This is a genomic window from Streptomyces sp. XD-27 (assembly GCF_030553055.1).
GTDB lineage: Bacteria > Actinomycetota > Actinomycetes > Streptomycetales > Streptomycetaceae > Streptomyces.
On the sequence record NZ_CP130713.1, the window covers coordinates 3,608,723 to 3,627,089 of the forward strand.

Annotated in this window: 14 protein-coding genes; 5 read left to right on the plus strand and 9 right to left on the minus strand. The window is 73.8% G+C overall.

The genetic code is table 11. The features are described from left to right. Positions 1–85 precede the first annotated feature (85 nt). The 3 genes from Q3Y56_RS15365 to Q3Y56_RS15375 form a co-directional block, all read right to left on the minus strand. Positions 86–670, minus strand: coding sequence for a YbjN domain-containing protein (locus Q3Y56_RS15365; protein ID WP_304462492.1), 585 nt, complete (start codon positions 668–670; stop codon positions 86–88). Beyond that, positions 657–2,150 carry a glycosyltransferase gene (locus Q3Y56_RS15370; protein ID WP_304465625.1) on the minus strand — a complete coding sequence of 498 codons (1,494 nt, stop codon included), beginning with the start codon at positions 2,148–2,150 and terminating at the stop codon, positions 657–659. Before Q3Y56_RS15370 ends, Q3Y56_RS15365 begins: the two co-directional genes overlap by 14 nt. Before the next feature lie 193 nt (positions 2,151–2,343). After that, positions 2,344–3,516 carry an AraC family transcriptional regulator gene (locus Q3Y56_RS15375; protein WP_304462493.1) on the minus strand — a complete coding sequence of 391 codons (1,173 nt, stop codon included), beginning with the start codon at positions 3,514–3,516 and terminating at the stop codon, positions 2,344–2,346. A 102-nt stretch (positions 3,517–3,618) separates the two neighbouring features. Between Q3Y56_RS15375 and Q3Y56_RS15380 the strand changes: the two genes are divergently transcribed. Together Q3Y56_RS15380 and Q3Y56_RS15385 are read left to right on the plus strand one after the other, a co-directional pair. Then, positions 3,619–4,488: an NAD(P)H-binding protein gene (locus Q3Y56_RS15380; RefSeq protein ID WP_304462494.1), complete on the plus strand. Its 870-nt coding sequence runs from the start codon at positions 3,619–3,621 to the stop codon at positions 4,486–4,488. A gap of 128 nt (positions 4,489–4,616) precedes the next feature. Continuing rightward, a complete protein-coding gene (locus Q3Y56_RS15385) occupies positions 4,617–5,447 on the plus strand; it encodes a class I SAM-dependent methyltransferase (protein WP_304462495.1) in 831 nt (276 codons plus the stop codon). Positions 5,448–5,498: 51 nt separating this feature from the next. Here Q3Y56_RS15385 and Q3Y56_RS15390 read toward each other — a convergent pair whose 3' ends face one another. Next, positions 5,499–6,422, minus strand: a complete 924-nt coding sequence (locus tag Q3Y56_RS15390) for a helix-turn-helix domain-containing protein (protein ID WP_304462496.1) — start codon at positions 6,420–6,422, stop codon at positions 5,499–5,501. A gap of 146 nt (positions 6,423–6,568) precedes the next feature. Here Q3Y56_RS15390 and Q3Y56_RS15395 point away from each other — a divergent pair, with 146 nt between their 5' ends. Beyond that, positions 6,569–7,594: an aldo/keto reductase gene (locus Q3Y56_RS15395; protein ID WP_304462497.1), complete on the plus strand. Its 1,026-nt coding sequence runs from the start codon at positions 6,569–6,571 to the stop codon at positions 7,592–7,594. 70 nt (positions 7,595–7,664) lie between these two features. Here Q3Y56_RS15395 and Q3Y56_RS15400 read toward each other — a convergent pair whose 3' ends face one another. The 4 genes from Q3Y56_RS15400 to mshD all read right to left on the minus strand — a co-directional run bounded on the left by Q3Y56_RS15400 (position 7,665) and on the right by mshD (position 13,951). Next, positions 7,665–8,141, minus strand: a complete 477-nt coding sequence (locus tag Q3Y56_RS15400) for an NUDIX hydrolase (RefSeq protein WP_304462498.1) — start codon at positions 8,139–8,141, stop codon at positions 7,665–7,667. A gap of 78 nt (positions 8,142–8,219) precedes the next feature. After that, a complete protein-coding gene (locus Q3Y56_RS15405) occupies positions 8,220–9,878 on the minus strand; it encodes a CHAD domain-containing protein (RefSeq protein ID WP_304462499.1) in 1,659 nt (552 codons plus the stop codon). A 243-nt stretch (positions 9,879–10,121) separates the two neighbouring features. Then, positions 10,122–12,410, minus strand: a complete 2,289-nt coding sequence (locus tag Q3Y56_RS15410; protein ID WP_304462500.1) for an RNA degradosome polyphosphate kinase — start codon at positions 12,408–12,410, stop codon at positions 10,122–10,124. Between the two features lie 542 nt (positions 12,411–12,952). After that, the gene (gene mshD / locus Q3Y56_RS15415) at positions 12,953–13,951 is read right to left on the minus strand and encodes a mycothiol synthase (protein ID WP_304462501.1); all 999 of its coding nucleotides are present in this window, start codon (positions 13,949–13,951) and stop codon (positions 12,953–12,955) included. Between the two features lie 199 nt (positions 13,952–14,150). On the opposite strand from mshD, the gene Q3Y56_RS15420 reads away from it, so the two are divergent. Then, positions 14,151–15,980, plus strand: a complete 1,830-nt coding sequence (locus tag Q3Y56_RS15420; protein WP_304462502.1) for a bifunctional UDP-sugar hydrolase/5'-nucleotidase — start codon at positions 14,151–14,153, stop codon at positions 15,978–15,980. Positions 15,981–16,070: 90 nt separating this feature from the next. Here Q3Y56_RS15420 and Q3Y56_RS15425 read toward each other — a convergent pair whose 3' ends face one another. Then, positions 16,071–17,564 carry an oxidoreductase gene (locus tag Q3Y56_RS15425; RefSeq protein WP_304462503.1) on the minus strand — a complete coding sequence of 498 codons (1,494 nt, stop codon included), beginning with the start codon at positions 17,562–17,564 and terminating at the stop codon, positions 16,071–16,073. A gap of 243 nt (positions 17,565–17,807) precedes the next feature. On the opposite strand from Q3Y56_RS15425, the gene Q3Y56_RS15430 reads away from it, so the two are divergent. Further along, a complete protein-coding gene (locus tag Q3Y56_RS15430; protein ID WP_304462504.1) occupies positions 17,808–18,320 on the plus strand; it encodes a GNAT family N-acetyltransferase in 513 nt (170 codons plus the stop codon). The last annotated feature ends 47 nt before the right edge of the window (positions 18,321–18,367 follow it).

Consider the following 18,367-nt stretch of genomic DNA (forward strand, 5'->3'; position numbering starts at 1 on the left):
GGTGCACAGCGGACCAGCGGTGTGGGCCGAACCGGTGACCGGCCCGCCGCGGCCTACTTCGTGACGCAGACAACCGAGGCCGCGGTCAGTCCGTCAGATCGCGGGTCAGGTGTTCGAATGCCTCGAGGTTCCGCGTGGACTCGCCGCGTGAGGTGCGCCAGGCGTACTCCTTGCGGATCGCCGTCGCGAAGCCCATCTCCAGGAGCGTGTTGAAGCTGCCCTCCGCGTTCTCCAGGACCGTGCCCAGCAGCCGGTCCAGTTCCTCCGGGGTGACCGCGGACAGCGGCAGACGCCCTACGAGGTAGATGTCGCCGAGCCGGTCGACCGCGTAACTCACGCCGTACAGCTTGGTGTTGCGCTCCAGCAGCCAGCGGTGCACGGCCGCCTCGTTCTCGTCCGGATGCCGGATCACGAAGGCGTTGACGGAGAGGGAGTGCTTGCCGAGCCGCAGCGCGCACGTGGTCGAGAGCTTGCGGACGCCGGGGAGCTTGACGACGTAGGCGCCGTCGGCCGCGCTCTCCCATTCCAGCTCGGCGTCGCGCAGGGTCTGCTCGATGACGGCGGCGGCGCCGGTACCCGTGCCGGTGCCAGTGCCTGCGCTGGTACTCGCACTGGCGCTGGTGCTGCTGGTGTCTGTCGTCGTGTCGGCGTCCGCGTCACCCATGGGCATGGGCTGATCGTAGGCGACGACGCTCGTGCATCGCGGCCTGATAGACGTCCGCCGTCGCCGCGGCGGCCGTGTCCCACCCGAACGACTGCGCGTGCAGGGCCGCGGCGGCACCCATCCGGTCGACAAGCTCGGCGCCTGCCGGCCCGGCGGCGAAACGGCGCAGCACGCGCGCGTAGTCGGCGGGGTCGTGGCCGTCGACCAGGAATCCGGACACGCCGTCCCGCACCGCCACGGGCAGTCCGCCGACCGCCGCCGCGACAACCGGCGTGCCGCATGCCTGCGCCTCGATCGCGACCAGCCCGAAGGACTCGCTGTGGGAGGGCATGACCAGGACGGACGCCGCGCGGTACCAGTCGGCGAGCTGGTCCTGGCCGACGGGCGGGCGGAAGCGTACGACGTCGCTGATACCGAGGCGGGCGGCGAGCTTCTGCAGCCGCTCGGGCTGGGCGAGCCCGGTTCCGCTGGGGCCGCCGACCACCGGTACGACGAGCCGGGAACGGAGCGCGGGCTCCTCGTCCAGCATGATCGCCACGGCGCGCAGCAGGACGTCCGGTGCCTTGAGCGGCTGGATACGGCCCGCGAAGAGCGGGATGAGGGCGTCGACGGGGAGCCCGAGGCGGGCGCGGGCGGCGGCGCGGCCGGCGGCGATCCGGCTCGCGGTGATGTCGGCCGCGGTGATGCGGCGGATGCCGGTGCGGCCTGTGGCGGCGCGGATCGCATCGGCGCGGTCGGTGCCGTCGGTGCGGTCGGTGCCGTAGGTGCCGTGGGTGCGGATCGCGTCCGCGAGGCCCGTGTCGGCACCGTCCGCGCCGTGGCGCCGGCCCGGGACCTCGGGCCCGTACGGGCTGAATCGGTCGAGGTTGACGCCGGGGTGGACGACGGCGACCTTGCCGCGGTCCGCGTCGTAGTGCCGGATCAGCTCGTCGCCCTCTTCGTCGGTGTTGGCGACGAGCCGGTCCGCGGCGCGGACGATCTGCGTCTCGCCGATGACGCGGGCTGCGGGTTCGGGCGTGTCGCCCTCGGCCAGCGCGGCGTTCTTGACCTTGGCCATGGTGTGCATGGCGTGCACGAGCGGGACGCCCCACCGCTCGGCGGCGAGCCAGCCGACGTGGCCGGAGAGCCAGTAGTGGGAGTGGACGAGGTCGTAGTAGCCGGGCCGGTGCCCGGCCCAGGCCCGCATGACGCCGTGGGTGAAGGCGCACAGCTGGGCCGGGAGCTCCTCCTTGGCGAGCCCCTCGTAGGGGCCGGCGTCGATGTGCCGGACCAGGACGCCGGGGGCCAGCTCGACGGCGGGCGGGAGCGTGCCGGTGGTGGCGCGCGTGAAGACCTCGACCTCGATGTTCAGGGCGGCCAGGCGCTTGGCGAGCTCGACGATGTAGACGTTCATCCCGCCGGCGTCGCCGGTACCGGGCTGGTGGAGGGGCGAGGTGTGGACGCTGAGCATGGCGATCCGGCGCGGCCGTCGGCCGGGCCACCGCAGCCGCTGGTGCGGCGGCGCGGCCCCGCTCCCGGGGCCGCGCCCCGGGGTACGGCCTCGCAGGTTGCCGAGCCGGGATATGTACTGGCTCACCGCGCGATCCTCCTTGCCGGGCGCCGGACGGGCGTCTGCTCCAAGGGGTCAACGCCGGAACCGTCGGCTCCCATTTCCGCTTTGCCAAAGCGTGACGTATGCCCTATCGGGCGGGGCCGTGCGGCCTCCCGGGCAGGGGCCGTGGATGTGGGGGTCGGGTCCCACTCCGGACGACGTGGCCTGTCGGCACGGTGGTGGGGCGGTCATCTGTCGGCGCAGTGGTGGGGCGGTCAGGGGTGGCGGGGCTGAGGGCCGCGGGGCGGGTGCGGTGGGCGCTGGGGCTCACGCCCCGTACCCGCTTGAACGCCGCGCTGAAGCCGAACGCGTCCGCGTACCCCACCCGGCGCGCCACCGACGCCACCGTCGCCGCCGGTTCCGCCAGCAGGTCCGCCGCCAGGGCCATCCGCCATTGGGTCAGGTAGGCCAGCGGCGGCTCGCCGACCAGGTCGTGGAAGCGCTTCGCCAGCGTCGTACGGGATACCCCGGCCCGGTCCGCCAGCGACGCCAGCGTCCACGGTGCGCCCGGGGCCTCGTGCAGCGCGCGCAGCGCCGGGCCCACCACCTCGTCGCCGAGCGCGCGGTACCAGCCGGGTGCCTCCGCCTCCGGGCGGGCGAACCAGTCCCGCAGCGTGCACACCAGCAGCCAGTCCAGCAACCGGTCCAGCACGATCTGCTGCCCCGGGCCGCCGGCGCGACCCGGGGCACCCGCCCCGCCCGGCCCACCGGGCGCGCACGGACCGCTCGCGATCAACTGCGTCTCCAGGTAGTCGCGCAACGCCGCGCAGTCGTGGTCGTCCGCCAGCACCAGCACCGGGGGCAGCACCCGCAGCAGCCGCCCCGGGACCTCGCCGCGTACGTGGTACGCCCCCGCCATCAGCACGGTGCGGCCCGCCGCGTGCCCCGCCAGTTCACCGGCCACGTCCCGGCCCGCCCGCTCGCCCGGCCACACGTCCCCGCACCGCACGTCGCGCGGCGTCGCCGCCCCTGAGGCGACGGTGCCGGGGGCGTCGGTGAAGACGAACGGCTCAGGCCCGCGTACGACCGCCGCCTCGCCCACCCGTATCCGTATCCCCCGCGGCGGACGCCCGCTCTCGCCGAAGCCGCTGCCGCTGCCGTCGTCCTCCCGTACGATCCAGCCCTCGCCGCGCAGCGGCACGCACAGCGTCATGGACGCCCCATCGGTGAATCTCAGCGCCCACGGCGGTGCCAGCACCGACCGGCCGAACACCGCGCCGTCGGCGCGCACACCCCTCAGCAGATCGTCGAACGGGTCCATGCGCTCACCCTATGCGGCCGTTCGAACGCACCGTACGAATACACATGCGTGACGTACTCGCGGCCATGTCGCGCCACGCGCCCGCCCAGTTGACTCACTGACATGACGACAGACAGCAAGCACGACAGCGACATCCTGATCCTCGCCGCCACCGGCAAGACCGGCCGCCGGGTGGTGGAGCGGCTGCGCACGCAGGGCGCGGCGGTGCGGGCGGCCTCCCGCTCCAGCGAGGTGACGTTCGACTGGACCGCACCCGCCACCTGGGAACCCGCGCTCGCGGGTGCCACCGCGCTCTACCTCGTCGCGCCGGACGACCCGGACCCGGTGGAGGACTTCGTGCGCCTCGCGGTCGAGTCCGGGGTGCGCCGCATCGTGGCGCTGTCGGGGCGCGGGCTGGACCGGATCGGCGAGGACGTCGGCGCGGGCACGGCCACCTTCTACACGGGCATGGCCGCCGCGGAACGGGCCGTACGCGGATCCGGCGTGGAGTGGACGATCATCCGGCCCAACAACTTCAACCAGAACTTCGACGAGGACATGTGGCGGCAGCCGCTGCGCGACGGCCGGCTCGCCCTGCCGATCGGGGCGACCCCGGAGCCGTTCATCGACGCGGACGACGTGGCGGCGGTGGCGGCGGCGCTGCTGACGCGCGACGGAGACCGGCATCTGGGAGAGGTGTACGAGTTGTCGGGGCCGCGCGGGCTGTCGTTCGGCGAGGCGGTCGGGACGATCGCGCGGGCGGCGGGCCGGGAGATCGCGTACGTGGAGCTGACGCCGGAGGAGTACGAGGCCGAGCTGCTCGCCGAGGGCTACCCGGAGGTGGCGGCGAAGGCGTTCGGCGCGCTGTTCGCCCTCCACCGGACCGGGTACACGGCCGCCCCGGTGGACGGCGTCCAGCGCGTCCTGGGGCGGGCACCGACCGACTTCACGGCGTACGCGGAGCGGGCGGCGGCCGCGGGGGCGTGGACGTGACGCTCGGGCCCGGTCCGGCCTCGCCGACCGCGGGCAACCGGGTGGCGTGACCCCGGGCGGCCGAGCTGTGCCCGGCCCGATCGCGCGGGTGGCCGGGGGTGCGCCTCCGGCCGCTTAGAGTCATACGTATGGCCGCACGTACCCCCTCGCCGACCCGACCCGTCGGATCGGCGACCCGCGGCACCACCAACCCCAACCGTCTGCGCCGCATGGACCGCTGGATCGCCGCCGTCCACGGCGCCGCCCTGCGCCGTGTGGACGCGCCCGTCGCCGTCGACCTCGGGTACGGGGCCGCCCCCTGGACCGCCGTCGAGTTGCTGGACCGGCTGCGGACGGGGGCGCACGGGACGCCCGGCGTCCGCGTCGTCGGCATAGAGATAGACCCCGGCCGCGTCGCCGCGGCCAAGCCGTACGAGCGCGACGGGCTGACCTTCGCGCACGGCGGCTTCGAGGTGCCGCTGCCTTCCGGACACGGCCCCCGCCCCGCCCTCATACGGGCGGCCAACGTGCTGCGGCAGTACGACGAGGACGAGGTCGCCAACGTCTGGCGGCGGCTCTGCGCGCGGCTCCAGCCCGGCGGGCTGCTCGTCGAGGGCACCTGCGACGAGATAGGGCGGCGGCACGCCTGGGTGGCGCTCACCCCGGAAGGCCCGGCCACCGTCACCTTCGCCGCCCGGCTCGGTTCCCTCGACCGCCCTTCCGACCTCGCCGAACGCCTTCCCAAGGCCCTCATCCACCGCAACGTGCCGGGCGAGCCCGTCCACGCGTTCCTGCGCGACTTCGACCGCGCGTGGGCGGCGGCCGCCCCGTACGCGACGCTCAGCGCGCGTCAGCGCTGGGTCCGCGCCTGCGCGGCGCTGCGCGCGGACTGGCCGCTGGCGGACGGGCCGCGGCGGTGGCGGCAGGGCGAGGTCACCGTCGCCTGGGAGGCCCTGGCCCCACGGGCGACGGCGGGCTGACGCGGGCACTCGGCGGGCGCAGTGGGCCGCTCAGCATGCCCCAGTGGCCGCTCAGCGCGCCGCGACCCGCACCGCCGCCCCTTCCGCCAGTGCCCGCAGCGCCCGCTCCGTGCCGGAGCCCCGCTCCGCCGTGTACGTGCACAGCATCTGGCCCTCGTCCGTCGGCAGCAGCAGCACCTCGTACGTCACCCGCAGCTCCCCCACCTCGGGGTGCCGGATGCGCTTCGTGCCGTGGGTGCGCTCGGTGACCGCCTGAGCCTCCCAGTGGCGGCGGAAGTCGTCGCTGCGTTCCAGCAGCTCGCCGACGAGCTGGCACAGCCGCGGGTCCTCCGGGTGGCGCCCGGCCTCGGCGCGCAGGGCCGCGACCGTCTCCTCCGCGAGCTGCTCCCAGTCCGGGTGGAGATCCCTGGCGTCCGGGTGCAGGAAGACCAGCCTGGCCGCGTTGCGCTCGGCCTCGGGCGTCGTGGCCAGGTCGAAGGCGACCCGTCCGGCCAGCCGGTTCCAGGCCAGGATGTCCATCGCCGGGCCGTACACGAACGCCGGAACCGTGTCGTCCAGCGCGTCCAGGAGCTGCCGGACCTGCGGTCGTACCCGCGGCCGCGCCGGGCCCTCGCCCGCGAGCGGCACCGTACAGGCGCGGCAGCCCTCCCCGGCGCCCCCGCCCGCGCCGCCGCTCCCGCCCGGACCCCGGCGGCGTATCTGGGTGATGTTCCGCAGGTACGTGTGCTCGGCGGGCGTCAGCCGCAGCGCCCGCGCGACGGCGTCGAGGACCGAGTCCGAGATCGCGTGGGCGCGGCCCTGTTCGATGCGGGTGTAGTAGTCGACGCTGATCCCGGCGAGCTGGGCGACCTCCTCGCGGCGCAGCCCGCGCACGCGGCGCCGGGTCACTCCCTCGGGCAGCCCTACCGAGCCCGGGTCAAGCGCCGCACGGCGTGATGTCAGAAACGCGTTGATCTCCGGTTCGGAAAACACCATCGGTCCATTATCGCGGCAGGCCGCCGAAGGTGGTTCCGCCGGACCCAGGTTGAAGCGGGCCTGTCGCCGCCCGCCCCCGCGCCCGAGGCTGGAACGCGTGACGCAGACGCGTCCGGGACTCAGTGAACGGGTACGGAGACAGAACCATGCAGCGCAGGATCCTCGGCGGCACCGGCATCTCGGTCAGCGACCACGCGCTCGGCGCGATGATGTTCGGGGCCTGGGCCAACAGCGACCACAACGACGCCGTACGGATCATCCACCGGGCCCTCGACGGCGGCATCAACTTCATCGACACCGCCGACATCTACTCGGGCGGCGAGTCGGAGGTGATCGTCGGCAAGGCGCTCAAGGGCCGCCGCGAGGACGTCGTCCTCGCCACCAAGGCGCGCGAGTCGATGAGCGAGGAGCCCAACCACAGCGGCGGTTCGCGGCGCTGGATCACCCGCGAGATCGAGGCCAGCCTGCGCCGCCTGGACACCGACTACGTCGACCTCTACCAGATCCACCGCCCCGACCCGGACACGGACATCGACGAGACCCTGGGCGTGCTGTCGGATCTGGTGCGGGCCGGAAAGGTCCGCGCGGTCGGCAGCTCGATGTTCCCCGCGGAGCAGATCGTGGAGGCGCAGTGGGTCTCGGATCGGCGCGGCCATGTCCGGTTCCGCTCCGAGCAGCCGCAGTACTCGATCCTGGCGCGCGGCGCGGAGGCGGCGGTGCTGCCGACCGCCCAGAAGTACGGGATGGGGGTGCTGACCTGGGGGCCGCTGGCCGCGGGCTGGCTGTCCGGCCGGTACACCAAGGCATCCGACATCGATCTGGCCGATGGCCGGAGGGCGCTGGAGCGGCAGAAGTTCGACCCCTCGCTGCCGGAGAACGCGCGCAAGCTGGCGGCGGTCGGCGAACTGGCGGAACTCGCGGCGCAGAGCGGGCTCTCGCTGCCGCACCTGGCGACCGCGTTCGTCCGGTCCCACCCGGCCGTCACCTCGGTGATCACCGGTCCGCGTACGTACGAGCAGCTGGAGGACCTGCTGGCCGGGGCGGACACGGTGCTGAGCGGAGACGTACTCGACCGGATCGACGAGATCGTGCGGCCGGGCACCGACCTGAACCGGGCGGACGGCTACTACGAGCCGCCGGCGCTGGCCGAGAAGGCGCTGCGGCGGCGGTAGCCGTGGCGCGGGGCACCGCCGCGTCCCGCGGTCACCGCCCGGGTTCCGCGGTTCCGCCCGGCGCCCGCGGTCACTGCCGCGTCCCGCCCGAGGCGTCGCCGAGCCGGTCGAGCAGCGCGTCGACGAGCAGCCGGTCATGCGCGTAGGTGAGGACGTCACGGGCGGCGGCGGGCGGCAGCCACAGCAGCCGGTCGACCTCCCGGTTGGGGAGGAAGGCGTCGTCGGGGTCCGTCGTCTCGGCAGCCCAGTACCGGACCTCCTTCGGGCGGCCCCGCACCGTGTAGCGGACGGTCGGCAGCGGGGCACCCGGCGTACACCTCATCCCGGTCTCCTCCAGCACCTCCCGCACGGCACCGCGCATCGGGTCCTCGCCCCGTTCGAGCTTGCCTTTCGGGTGGGACCAGTCGTCGTAGCCCGGGCGGTGGACGAGCGCGACCTCCAGCCGCCCGTCGCGCGGCGACCGCCGCCACAGCACGCACCCGGCGGCCCGTACGGGGCGGGCGCCGGGGGCGGGGTCGCCTTGCGAGGGCTGGGCCGCCGAGGCCATGGGGTGCCTCCTCCTGTTCGCGTACCGGATTCCCGATTCCCGATCACGGATCACGAGTTCCGGACCGCACATTACCGATCAAGGGGGCGCGGGCGTCGCGGTGGCAGCAGCGGCGGCGATGCGCTGCCAGACGCAGCCGAAGGCGAAGCGCGCGGCTTCCACCTCGTGCCGCTGGTCGGCGTGGAGCACGCCGAGCGCGTACGCCGTGGCCGGGGCGATGCGCGGGGTCCGGGCGGCGGCGGCCGCGGCGGCGGCCGCCTCCGACGCGTCGCGGTGCCGCTCCAAGGCGCGCGCGGCGGCCAGCAGCCGTACGGACAGCGAGGGTTCGGCCTCTACCGGCCCCGCCCACTCCACGTATGGGCCCTCGTCCAGCACCTCCAGCGCGTACCGCCGCATCCGCACCAGCTGCCGCACCTGGTGCCAGGGCGCGTCCTGCTGCTCGCTGGCGGGCGGGGCGTCGGCGGCCGGGGTGGCGGCGAGGCCGTGCATCAGCGCCTCGGCGTTGTACGGGTGCCCGGCCCGGCCCAGCGGCAGCGCGTCCACGGCCTCGACGAGCCGCCGGTGCGCCAGCTCCGCGAGCGGCGGCAGCACCTGCGCGGCGGGGCGCGCCGCGGTGTCGGGGTCCAGCGGCACATCGGAGGCGAGCAGGGCGACCGCGTCGGCGACGGCGTGGAAGCGCGCGGAACCGAGCGCCTGGAGCGCGGCGGTGTGCGCGCGGGTCCGGGCGAGGGTGAGCTGCCGCTCGAGCAGTGCCCCGGCGCGGGCGGCGCCTACGGTGAGCGCGCCGCCGTGCCCGTCCGACCGCCCCCCGCCCCGCACGCCACCGTCCCGTGTCGCTGCCCCGCCGGTCTCGCCACGCCCGCCGCCCCGGGCGGCACGCGCAGGACGCGACACCCCGGGACCCGCGGCTCCGCCCCCACCGGCCTCCGCCGCTGCCCCGCCGGCCTCGCCACGTCCGCCGCCGCGGGCAGCACCGCCCCCCGCCGAGGCGGTCTCCTGATCGCCAGACGGTCCGGGGACTGCCGCGGCGCCTGCGGTCCGCGGAGCGGGAGAGCCGTCCCCGGCCTCGTCCGGCCAGGCCGTGGGCGCCGCGTCCCCGGAGTTCTCGCCAGAGCTTTCGCCCGCCCATACAGCGGTGGTGTCCGCGTCCGCGTCCGCGTCCGCGCTCAGCGGGCCTCCGTACGGGACCACCGGGTCGGCCGCCGTGAGGGAGACACCGCGCCGGGCACCGCGGCCCGTGGAGCGGGCGCCTGCTGCCGCGCCCGCCGTGTCGGTCGCCGCTCCCGCGGCCGCCGTGGCCGGCCCTTTCAGCCCGTAAGGCTCGTACGGCGCATGCGGCTCGTGCAGCTCATGCGGCTCGTACGGATCATGCGGACCGTACGGCTCCGCGTAAGCGTCCAGCTCACCGCGCGGCGGCGCCACGTACGCGTCCTGGGCCGGGGTCCCCGCCCCCGAGAGCCGGTGCAGGGCCCCGCGCAGGCGGGCGAGGCGGGCCGCGTAGGCGTGTTCGAGGGCGAGCGTGCCCGACAGCCAGACCAGTTCGGCGCGGAGCTGGTCCGCCCAGGCCCGGTCCGTCAGCGGCCGGTACGCGTGCAGCGCGCCGCTGATCCGGCGTGCCGAGCGGCGCAGTTGCCGGGCGGCCTCCGCCGCCTCCGCCACGTCCGACCCGCTCTCGCGTTGCAGCCGCAGGCTGCGCAGGAACTCCCCCGCCTGCGCGTTCAGATAGCGCGCCAGCACCTCGCCCGCCGTAGACGCCGCGGATGCCGTGGACGCAGTGGGTGTCGTGGATGCCGTAGACGCCGTAGACGTCCTGGACATCCCGGATGTCCCGGACGCCGCCGGCACGGCGGGCCCCCTCATGTGCTCCCCCATGTCGTATCCCCCGTCGTGCCCCCGGAGCCGCAGACATCGGCCGGGTGCCGGGTGCCGGGCGCCTGGCCCCCGGCCGCCCCCGTCACCTCGGCCGACGGTCGTCGCAGATCATGTCGTTGAACCACGTCGGCGCCTCCGGGCGTCGATGAGCATCTCCTGTACGTTCCGCAGCGGCTGGCCTTCCGCGTCCACGGCGTGCCGGGTCCATTCGCCGTCCGGGCCGAGGTGCCAGGAGGCGGTGGAGTCGGACATGCCGGTCTCCAGCAGCCTGCTGAGGCTGGCGCGGTGGGCCGGGTCGGCGACCCGCACCAGCGCCTCGATCCGGCGGTCCAGGTTCCGGTGCATCATGTCGGCGCTGCCGAGCCACACCTCCGGCTCGCCACCGTTCCCGAAGGCGAACACCCGCGAATGCTCCAGGAAGCGGCCGAGCACGCTCCGTACCCGGATGTTCTCGGACAGCCCGGGCACGCCCGGCCGCAGCGCGCAGATGCCGCGCACCCAGACGTCCACCGGCACGCCCGCCTGCGACGCGCGGTACAGCGCGTCGACGACGGCCTCGTCGACCATCGAGTTGACCTTGATCCGCACGTACGCGGGCCGCCCGGCGCGCTGGTGGGTGACCTCCTTGGCGATCCGGGAGACCAGCCCGTCCCGCAGCGACTTGGGCGCGACCAGCAGCCGCCGGTAGTTCTCCCGCCGCGAGTAGCCGCTGAGCCGGTTGAACAGGTCGGACAGGTCGGCGCCGACCTGCGGGTCCGCGGTCAGCAGCCCCAGGTCCTCGTACAGCCGGGCCGTCTTGGGGTGGTAGTTGCCGGTGCCCACGTGCGAGTAGCGGCGCAGCGTGTCGCCCTCCTGGCGGACGACCAGGGACAGCTTGCAGTGCGTCTTCAGCCCCACCAGGCCGTAGACGACGTGGCAGCCCGCCTCCTCCAGCTTCCGCGCCCACTTGATGTTGGCCTGCTCGTCGAAGCGCGCCTTGATCTCGACCAGCACCAGCACCTGCTTACCGGACTCGGCGGCGTCGATGAGCGCGTCGACGATCGGCGACTTGCCGGACGTCCGGTACAGCGTCTGCTTGATCGCCAGCACATCCGGGTCGGCCGCGGCCTGCTCAAGGAACGCCTGCACGGAGGTGGAGAACGAGTCGTACGGGTGGTGCAGCAGCACGTCGCGCTCGCGCAGCGCCGCGAAGATGTCGGGCGCGGACGCCGACTCGACCTCGGCCAGATCGCGGTGGGTGCCCGCGATGAACTTCGGGTACTTCAGCTCCGGCCGGTCCAGCGAGGCGATCCCGAACAGCCCGGTCAGGTCCAGCGGGCCGGGCAGCGGGTAGACCTCCGCGTCGGAGATCTTCAGCTCGCGGACCAGCAGGTCCAGCACGTACGGGTCGATGGACTCCTCGACCTCCAGCCGCACCGGGGGCCCGAAGCGGCGCCGCAGCAGCTCCTTCTCCAGCGCCTGGAGCAGGTTCTCCGCGTCGTCCTCCTCGACCTCCAGGTCCTCGTTGCGGGTGACCCGGAACATGTGGTGCGCCAGCACCTCCATGCCGGGGAACAGCTCCTCCAGGTGCGCCGCTATCACGTCCTCCAGCGGCACGTACCGCTGCGGCGACGCCTCCAGGAACCGCGACAGCAGCGGCGGGACCTTCACACGCGCGAAGTGATCGTGTCCGCTGACCGGGTTCCGCACGACGACGGCGAGGTTGAGCGAGAGTCCCGAGATGTACGGGAACGGGTGCGCGGGGTCCACCGCCAGCGGGGTGAGGACCGGGAAGATCTGCTGCCGGAAGAGCGTGAAGAGGCGGGACTGCTCCTTCTCCGTGAGGTCCGGCCAGCGGATCAGGTGGATGCCCTCGTCGGCCAGGGCCGGGGCCACGTCCTGCTGGAAGCAGGCGGCGTGCCGGGCCATGAGCTCGCGGGACCGGGTCCAGATCAGGTCCAGCACCTCGCGCGGCTGGAGCCCGGAGGCGGAACGGGTGGCCACCCCGGTGGCGATCCGCCGCTTGAGACCCGCGACCCGCACCATGAAGAACTCGTCGAGGTTGCTGGCGAAGATCGCGAGGAAGTTGGCCCGCTCCAGCAGCGGCGTCGCCGGGTCCTCGGCCAGCTCCAGCACCCGCTCGTTGAACGCCAGCCAGCTGCGCTCGCGGTCCAGGAACCGGCCCTGCGGCAGCTCCCCCGCGAACGGCCCGACGCCGTCCTCGCTCTGCCCGTCGAGCTCGCCGATCTCGTAGCCGTCCAGATCGGCGTCGAGGTCGGGGTCCAGCCCGCCGACGTGCCGTGCGGCGACGGCGTTGGGCCGGTGCGCCGCGATGGAACCGACCGACGGCTGGTGCGGCGGCTGCGGGGACTGCGGAGGCTGCGAGGGGACGGACGCCTGGCCACTGGGCTGGTTCATGTACTTATTCTTCCGCGTCCCGGGCGTGTCGGGCGCGCCGGAAGACGGCTCCGGGGCGGCTCGGAGCCTCCGGGGCCTGGGCTTGGGCACAGCGGGCTGCATTCAGCGATGCTCGCAACCAAGATTGAATCGCCGGTAACGGAGACATGGCGCGTAGGAAATCGCGGCGCATCCCCAGGGGTCCCGCGGGTCCGCCTCCCGGCGAGGGGCCGTGCGCATGGGTGCCCCTGCGGTGGGCGGTGGGCCCACGGCGTGACATTCCCCAGCCCCGCCCCTTCCCGAAACCGGGGCCCTGCCCCGGACCCCGGTCCTCAAGCGCCGGACAGGCGCAGCGGGCCACCTCAGGGGCCAGTGGTGGCACCGGCGAGAGGGGACGCTCCGGTACGGGCGCCCGTCACCGCGGCCGCGCCGGAGGAGGCCCCGGAGCGGCCCAGGCCCGTAGCGCCCGGCACGGCGGAGACGGGGGCACCCCCGTTCCACGGCCCCTCGCCGGGCGACCGCAGGGAGATGGGGGCACCTCCCAGCGGCCGCGCTGGGGGAAGCTACGTCTCCGTGCGGTACATCAGGTCCACCTCATGCGTCGTGAACCCCAGCCGCTCGTAGACCGTCACCGCGGCCTTGTTGTCCGCGTCCACGTACAGCATCGCGGTCGGCAGCCCCTGGGCCGCCAGGTGCCGCAGGCCGATCGCGGTGAGCGCCTTGCCCAGGCCGCCGCCCTGGGCGTCCGGGCGCACGCCCACCACGTACACCTCGCCGAGCCGCTCCTCCGCGTGCACCTTCGTCCAGTGGAAGCCCACCAGCTCACCGCGCTCACCGCGCTCACCCACCTCCCCCCGCTCCCCGCCGCGCTCCGCCAGGAAGAAGCCCTCCGGGTCGAACCACGGCTCGGCCTTGCGGTCGTCCAGGTCGCGCTGGGTCAGTGAGCCCTGCTCGGGGTGGTGCGCGAAGGCGGCGGCGTTCGCGGCCAGCCACGCCGCGTCGTCCTCGCCCGGCCGGAAGGTCCGTACGGTCACCCCTTCCGGCAGCACCGGCTCGGGGATCTCCGGCAGGCCCGGTCCCAGCGCGGCCGCCGCCGCGGAGCCCGGCAGCGCCAGCGGCCGCCGCATCTGGCGCAGTTCGCGGAAGAGCGCCATGCCCAGCGACTGGGCCAGGTGGCGGGCGGCCGGGTGGCCGCCGTGCGCCCACACCCGCAGCCGCCTGCCCGACTCCCTCAGCAGCGCCGTCCCCAGCGCCCTCCCGTATCCGCGGCCGCGGTGCGCCGGGTGGACGACGAGCTCCGCCGCCGGGGCCTCCACCGGATCGGTGTCCTCCAGCTGGCCGTAGCCGACCAGCTCCCCCAGTTCGTCGCGGAGCAGCAGATGCCGCACCCCGGGCCGCCGCCCGCGCAGTTGCAGCCGCCCCTGCTCCGACACGGCGGGCTGCCCATCGGTGCGCGCGGCCTCCGAGACCAGCTCCAGCACGCGCCGCGCCATGTCGGGGGCCAGCTCGTCGACGACCTCGATCGGACGCCCGCCGACCGTCTCGTTCAGCACGTGATCCATAAGGCCGAGCCTACGACCGACCCGGCCCTGCTGCCCGCATGACCAACGCCTGACCGAACCCATGCCCCCGGGACCGGCCACCACACGCAACCAGCTCGTAACCTCCTCCCCCCTGCCGCGCTACGCGCGTGGACCGTAAGCTTCCGCCGACCCGTACCTGATCTGTACGCAACAGTTCCGCGCATCACAAGGGGAGCAGATGCCAGCCACACCTCAACGCCGACGACCCTCACGCCGGTTGGCCGCCTCGGTGGGGGCCCTCGCCGCCACCGTCGGTGTGCTCGCCTTCGCGATACCCGCCGACGCCGGCACCCCCTCCGACGCCGACACCAGGGCCGCCGCCGAGCGGGCGTACCCCGGCCGCACCGTCGACGTGCAGCTGCTCTCCTTCAACGACCTGCACGGCAACCTCCAGCCGCCGCAGGGCTCCTCCGGCAACATCACCCAGGTCCAGCCGGACGGCACCACCAAGGCCATCCCGGCGGGCGGCGTCGAGTACCTCGCCACCTCGCTGCGCACGGCCCGCCAGGGCCACCCGTACAGCGTCACGGCCGCGGCGGGCGACATGATCGGCGCCAGCCCCCTGCTGTCCGGCCTCTTCCACGACGAGCCGACCATCGAGGCCCTGAACAAGCTCGACCTCGACGTCTCGTCCGTCGGCAACCACGAGTTCGACGAGGGCGCGCGCGAGCTGGCCCGGATGCAGAACGGCGGCTGCCACCCCAAGGACGGCTGTTTCGAGGAGGGCAAGACCTTCTCCGGCGCCGACTTCCCGTACCTGGCGGCCAACGTCGTCGACGAGAAGACCGGCAAGCCCCTCCTCAAGCCCTACACCGTGTGGAAGCACAAGGGCGTGAAGATCGGCTTCATCGGCGTCACCCTCGAAGGGACCCCGGACGTCGTCAACGCCGAGGGCATCAAGGGACTGAAGTTCCGCGACGAGGTCGAGACGATCAACAAGTACGCCAAGGAGCTGCAGCGCAAGGGCGTGAAGTCCGTCGTCGCGCTGATCCACGAGGGCGGCATGCCCGCCTCCGGCGCGTACAACTACAACTGCGACAGCCCCGGCCCGGGCGACGGCATCTCCGGCCCGATCGTCGACATCGCCAAGAAGGTGACCCCGAAGGTCGACGCGCTGGTCACCGGCCACACCCACCAGGCGTACGCGTGCACCATCCCGGACCCGTCCGGCACCCCGCGCACCGTCACCTCCGCCGCCTCCTTCGGCCGCCTCTACACCGACACCACGCTCACCTACGACCGCCGCACCGGCGACATCGTGCGGACCAGCGTGAAGTCGGCCAACCACGTGGTCGACCGCGAGCAGCCGAAGGCCAAGGACATGACCGCGCTCATCGAGCGCTGGGGCAAGCTCGCCGCGCCGATCGCGAACAAGCCGGTCGGCTACATCTCCGCCGACATCCCCGGCCGGGGCGCGACCACGCCCGAGACCCCGCTCGGCGACCTGATCACCGACGCCCAGCTCGAAGCGCTCGCCCCCGCCGACAAGGGCGGAGCCCAGATCGCCCTGATGAACCCGGGCGGCGTCCGCTCCGACTTCGCGTACAAGGCCGCGGGCGGCGAGGGCGACGGCGTCGTCACCTACGGCGAGGCCTTCACGGTCCAGCCGTTCACCAACATGATGACGACCATCGACCTGACGGGCGAGCAGCTGCTGGCCGCGCTGCGGCAGCAGGTCAGCGGCCCGAACCAGGCGGACCCGAAGATCCTCCAGGTGTCGAAGGGCTTCACGTACACCTTGGACCTGACGAAGACCGGTGCCGACCGGATCGTGACGGACTCGGTGAGGCTGAACGGCGAGGCCATCGACCCCAAGAAGACCTACCGCGTCGCGATGAACGAGTTCCTCGCGGGCGGCGGCGACGGCTTCCCCGCCTTCAAGGAAGGCAAGAACAAGCTGGTCGGCGCCTCCGACCTGGAGGTGCTCAACACCTACCTGGGGGCGCACTCCTCGGCGCAGTCCCCGCTGGCCCCGCCGAAGGCGGACCGCATCACCGTGGTGAAGTAGCACCGCTACGGCTTAACGGGGACGGGGTCCGGGGCGTGAGCCCTGGGCCCCGTCCCCATTCAGCGTGTCCCGCCGCCGTCCCGCCCCCGTTCAGCTTCTGCTGAGCGTGCGCGTCACGCCCGCCACCACGGCGGTGGTGAGCATCCAGCCGACGGCGACCATCGCGTACGCCAGCACCTGCCGTCCGTCGCCGGTCCAGTGCCAGGCGCCGCGCTGGCCGAGGCCCCCGATGGGCACCAGCAGATCGAGGGTGTAGACGAACGCGTTGAACGGCGGCCCCTCGCCGGGTTTGTTCGGGGTCGGCGAACCGGCGTGGAAGACGAGCGTGCCGAGAAGAGTCAGCGCGAGCAGCCACACCCCGGCCAGCCAGGGCCGGTACCCGTACCCGACGGTGGCATCGAGCAGCCGGCCCCACACCCGCCCGGCCGGGCCCAGCGTGCGGCGGCGGTGCCGCTGCTTGGCCAGCAGCACCCGGCGCGCCTCGTCGTCGTGGCCGATCTGCCGGTAGTAGGCGGCGAGTTGCTCGTACGGCTGGGGCGAGTAGCCGGGCGACCGGCGGACCCAGGCGAGGCGGCGGGCCAGGTCGTGCCGGGGCGAGGCGGTCGCCTCCGCGAACCGCACCGACCCGTACGTGAGGCCGTCCAGCCGTATCTCGTCGGGCCAGGTGGCGTCGTCGTCCTGTACCCACGTCACCTGGGAGCTGCGCAGATCGAGGGAGCCCGCGGGCGGGGCGGCGAAGCGCAGGTTGAGGTCCTCAACGCGCATCCCTATGCCGACCAGCGCGGCGCCGTCGCCGCCCAGGCGCGCCCCCTCGAAGGACAGCCAGTCCGATACCTGCGCGCTCCGCAGCCGCACGGTCCCCGTCGTCGTGAACCCGTCGGAGCACCGCATGGTCGTGACGGTCACGTTGTCCGCACGGAGCGACAACCCGTCGGTGTCCCCGAGCCGCGCCCCCCTCAGGTTCAGCCCGCCGGAGAGCTGCGCTCCCAGAAGCCGCAGCCCGCCCTCCGTGGTGAGCCCCTTGCCGAAGACCCCGCCGCCCATGACCAACCCGCCCGCGAACACGGCCCACCGGTGGCCGGGGACACGTATCGTCGCGCGGTTGAACTTCAGCTCGCCCGCGAGGTGGGCGTTCATGAGCGACACCCCGGCACCGTCCACGGTGGACCGGTCCAGCTCCAGGTGGCCTTCGACCCGCACCAGCCCGCCGTTGAAGCCGGGGAGTCGACTGTCGACGATCCGGATCGTCCGCGTCGAGGCCCCGTAGAAGCTCGCCTTCTCCTCCAGCCGGCACCACTTGAGCCAGAGCGTGTGGTTGATCTCCGCCCCGGAGAGGTCGAGCCCCCCGGTGATCCGGGCCCCGGCCAGCCGCAGCGAGGCGACGGCACCGGCCGGCGCCGCGTTGGCACCGAGCAGCAACGCGGCGATGACCTCGGCCCGTATCGTCCGCTCCGGCCCCCACCGGTCGCCGCCCACCGGATCGTCGGCCTCGGCCACACCGGTCCGCAGGTCGACCCACCGCCCGGCGGGAAAGGCGTCCCACAACTCCCTTTCGGGCGGCGTCAGCTCGTCGTATGCCAGCATCCGTGCAGCGTAACGACGGACTGCCGGGTCAGCCCTTGGCTTGCCTTCCCGGGCAGGCCAACCGTGTCATCACGGAGGAGCCGCGTCTTGATACGATCCCTCGGCGCGCGAATTCCGCGACTACCGCCGGAACAAGGGAGGTTGATGAATATGGCTCGCCAGACGCTTCGTCAGCATTCCCAAGTCCGGGCCGCGCGCGGGTAGTCCAGCGGCCCGGTCGTCTGAAACGACCAGGAGTGTCGCGTGTCATCTTTCTCTTTGACCGGTACGGATCTGACCACTGACCGCCTCGTCCTGCGGCCGTGGAGCGCCGCCGAGCTCGCCGCCGTCGTCGGTGACGCCCGGCCGGCGCACTGGGCGGAGGACTTCCCCGCCGAGGGAGACCGGGTCATCGCCGGGTTCCTCACCGAGCACCCGGGCGGCCTGGCCGAGTACGGTCACCGGCAGATCATCGAGCGGGCCAGTGGCCTGGTGGTCGGGTCCATCGGGCTGTTCTGGCCGCCCAGTGACGGGGCCATCGAGGTGGGTTACGGCGTCGTCGCATCGCGTCGAGGCCGCGGATACGCCTCGGAGGCCACCCGGGCCATCGTGGAGTTCGCCCTGACCGCGCCGGATGTGCACACGGTGCAGGCCGACGTGGAGTTGTCGAACCCGGCGTCGGTCCGGGTGCTGGAGAAGGCCGGGCTGCGGCGCTGGAGCGACGACGGAACCGTCGCCCGGTTCCGTACGACGGCATCGGATCTGTCGCAGCGGTAGTCCCACGAGGTGGTCCGGCCGGGGAGGTGGACCTTCCCAGCCGGGGC

What these genes read in the sequence shown, in the direction of transcription:
- Q3Y56_RS15365 (WP_304462492.1), bottom strand. Translation starts at nt 670, where the DNA reads ATGCCCATGGGTGACGCGGACGCCGACACGACGACAGACACCAGCAGC.
- Q3Y56_RS15375 (WP_304462493.1), bottom strand. Translation starts at nt 3,516, where the DNA reads ATGGACCCGTTCGACGATCTGCTGAGGGGTGTGCGCGCCGACGGCGCG.
- Q3Y56_RS15380 (WP_304462494.1), top strand. Translation starts at nt 3,619, where the DNA reads ATGACGACAGACAGCAAGCACGACAGCGACATCCTGATCCTCGCCGCC.
- Q3Y56_RS15385 (WP_304462495.1), top strand. Translation starts at nt 4,617, where the DNA reads ATGGCCGCACGTACCCCCTCGCCGACCCGACCCGTCGGATCGGCGACC.
- Q3Y56_RS15390 (WP_304462496.1), bottom strand. Translation starts at nt 6,422, where the DNA reads ATGGTGTTTTCCGAACCGGAGATCAACGCGTTTCTGACATCACGCCGT.
- Q3Y56_RS15395 (WP_304462497.1), top strand. Translation starts at nt 6,569, where the DNA reads ATGCAGCGCAGGATCCTCGGCGGCACCGGCATCTCGGTCAGCGACCAC.
- Q3Y56_RS15400 (WP_304462498.1), bottom strand. Translation starts at nt 8,141, where the DNA reads ATGGCCTCGGCGGCCCAGCCCTCGCAAGGCGACCCCGCCCCCGGCGCC.
- Q3Y56_RS15410 (WP_304462500.1), bottom strand. Translation starts at nt 12,410, where the DNA reads ATGAACCAGCCCAGTGGCCAGGCGTCCGTCCCCTCGCAGCCTCCGCAG.
- mshD (WP_304462501.1), bottom strand. Translation starts at nt 13,951, where the DNA reads ATGGATCACGTGCTGAACGAGACGGTCGGCGGGCGTCCGATCGAGGTC.
- Q3Y56_RS15420 (WP_304462502.1), top strand. Translation starts at nt 14,151, where the DNA reads ATGCCAGCCACACCTCAACGCCGACGACCCTCACGCCGGTTGGCCGCC.
- Q3Y56_RS15425 (WP_304462503.1), bottom strand. Translation starts at nt 17,564, where the DNA reads ATGCTGGCATACGACGAGCTGACGCCGCCCGAAAGGGAGTTGTGGGAC.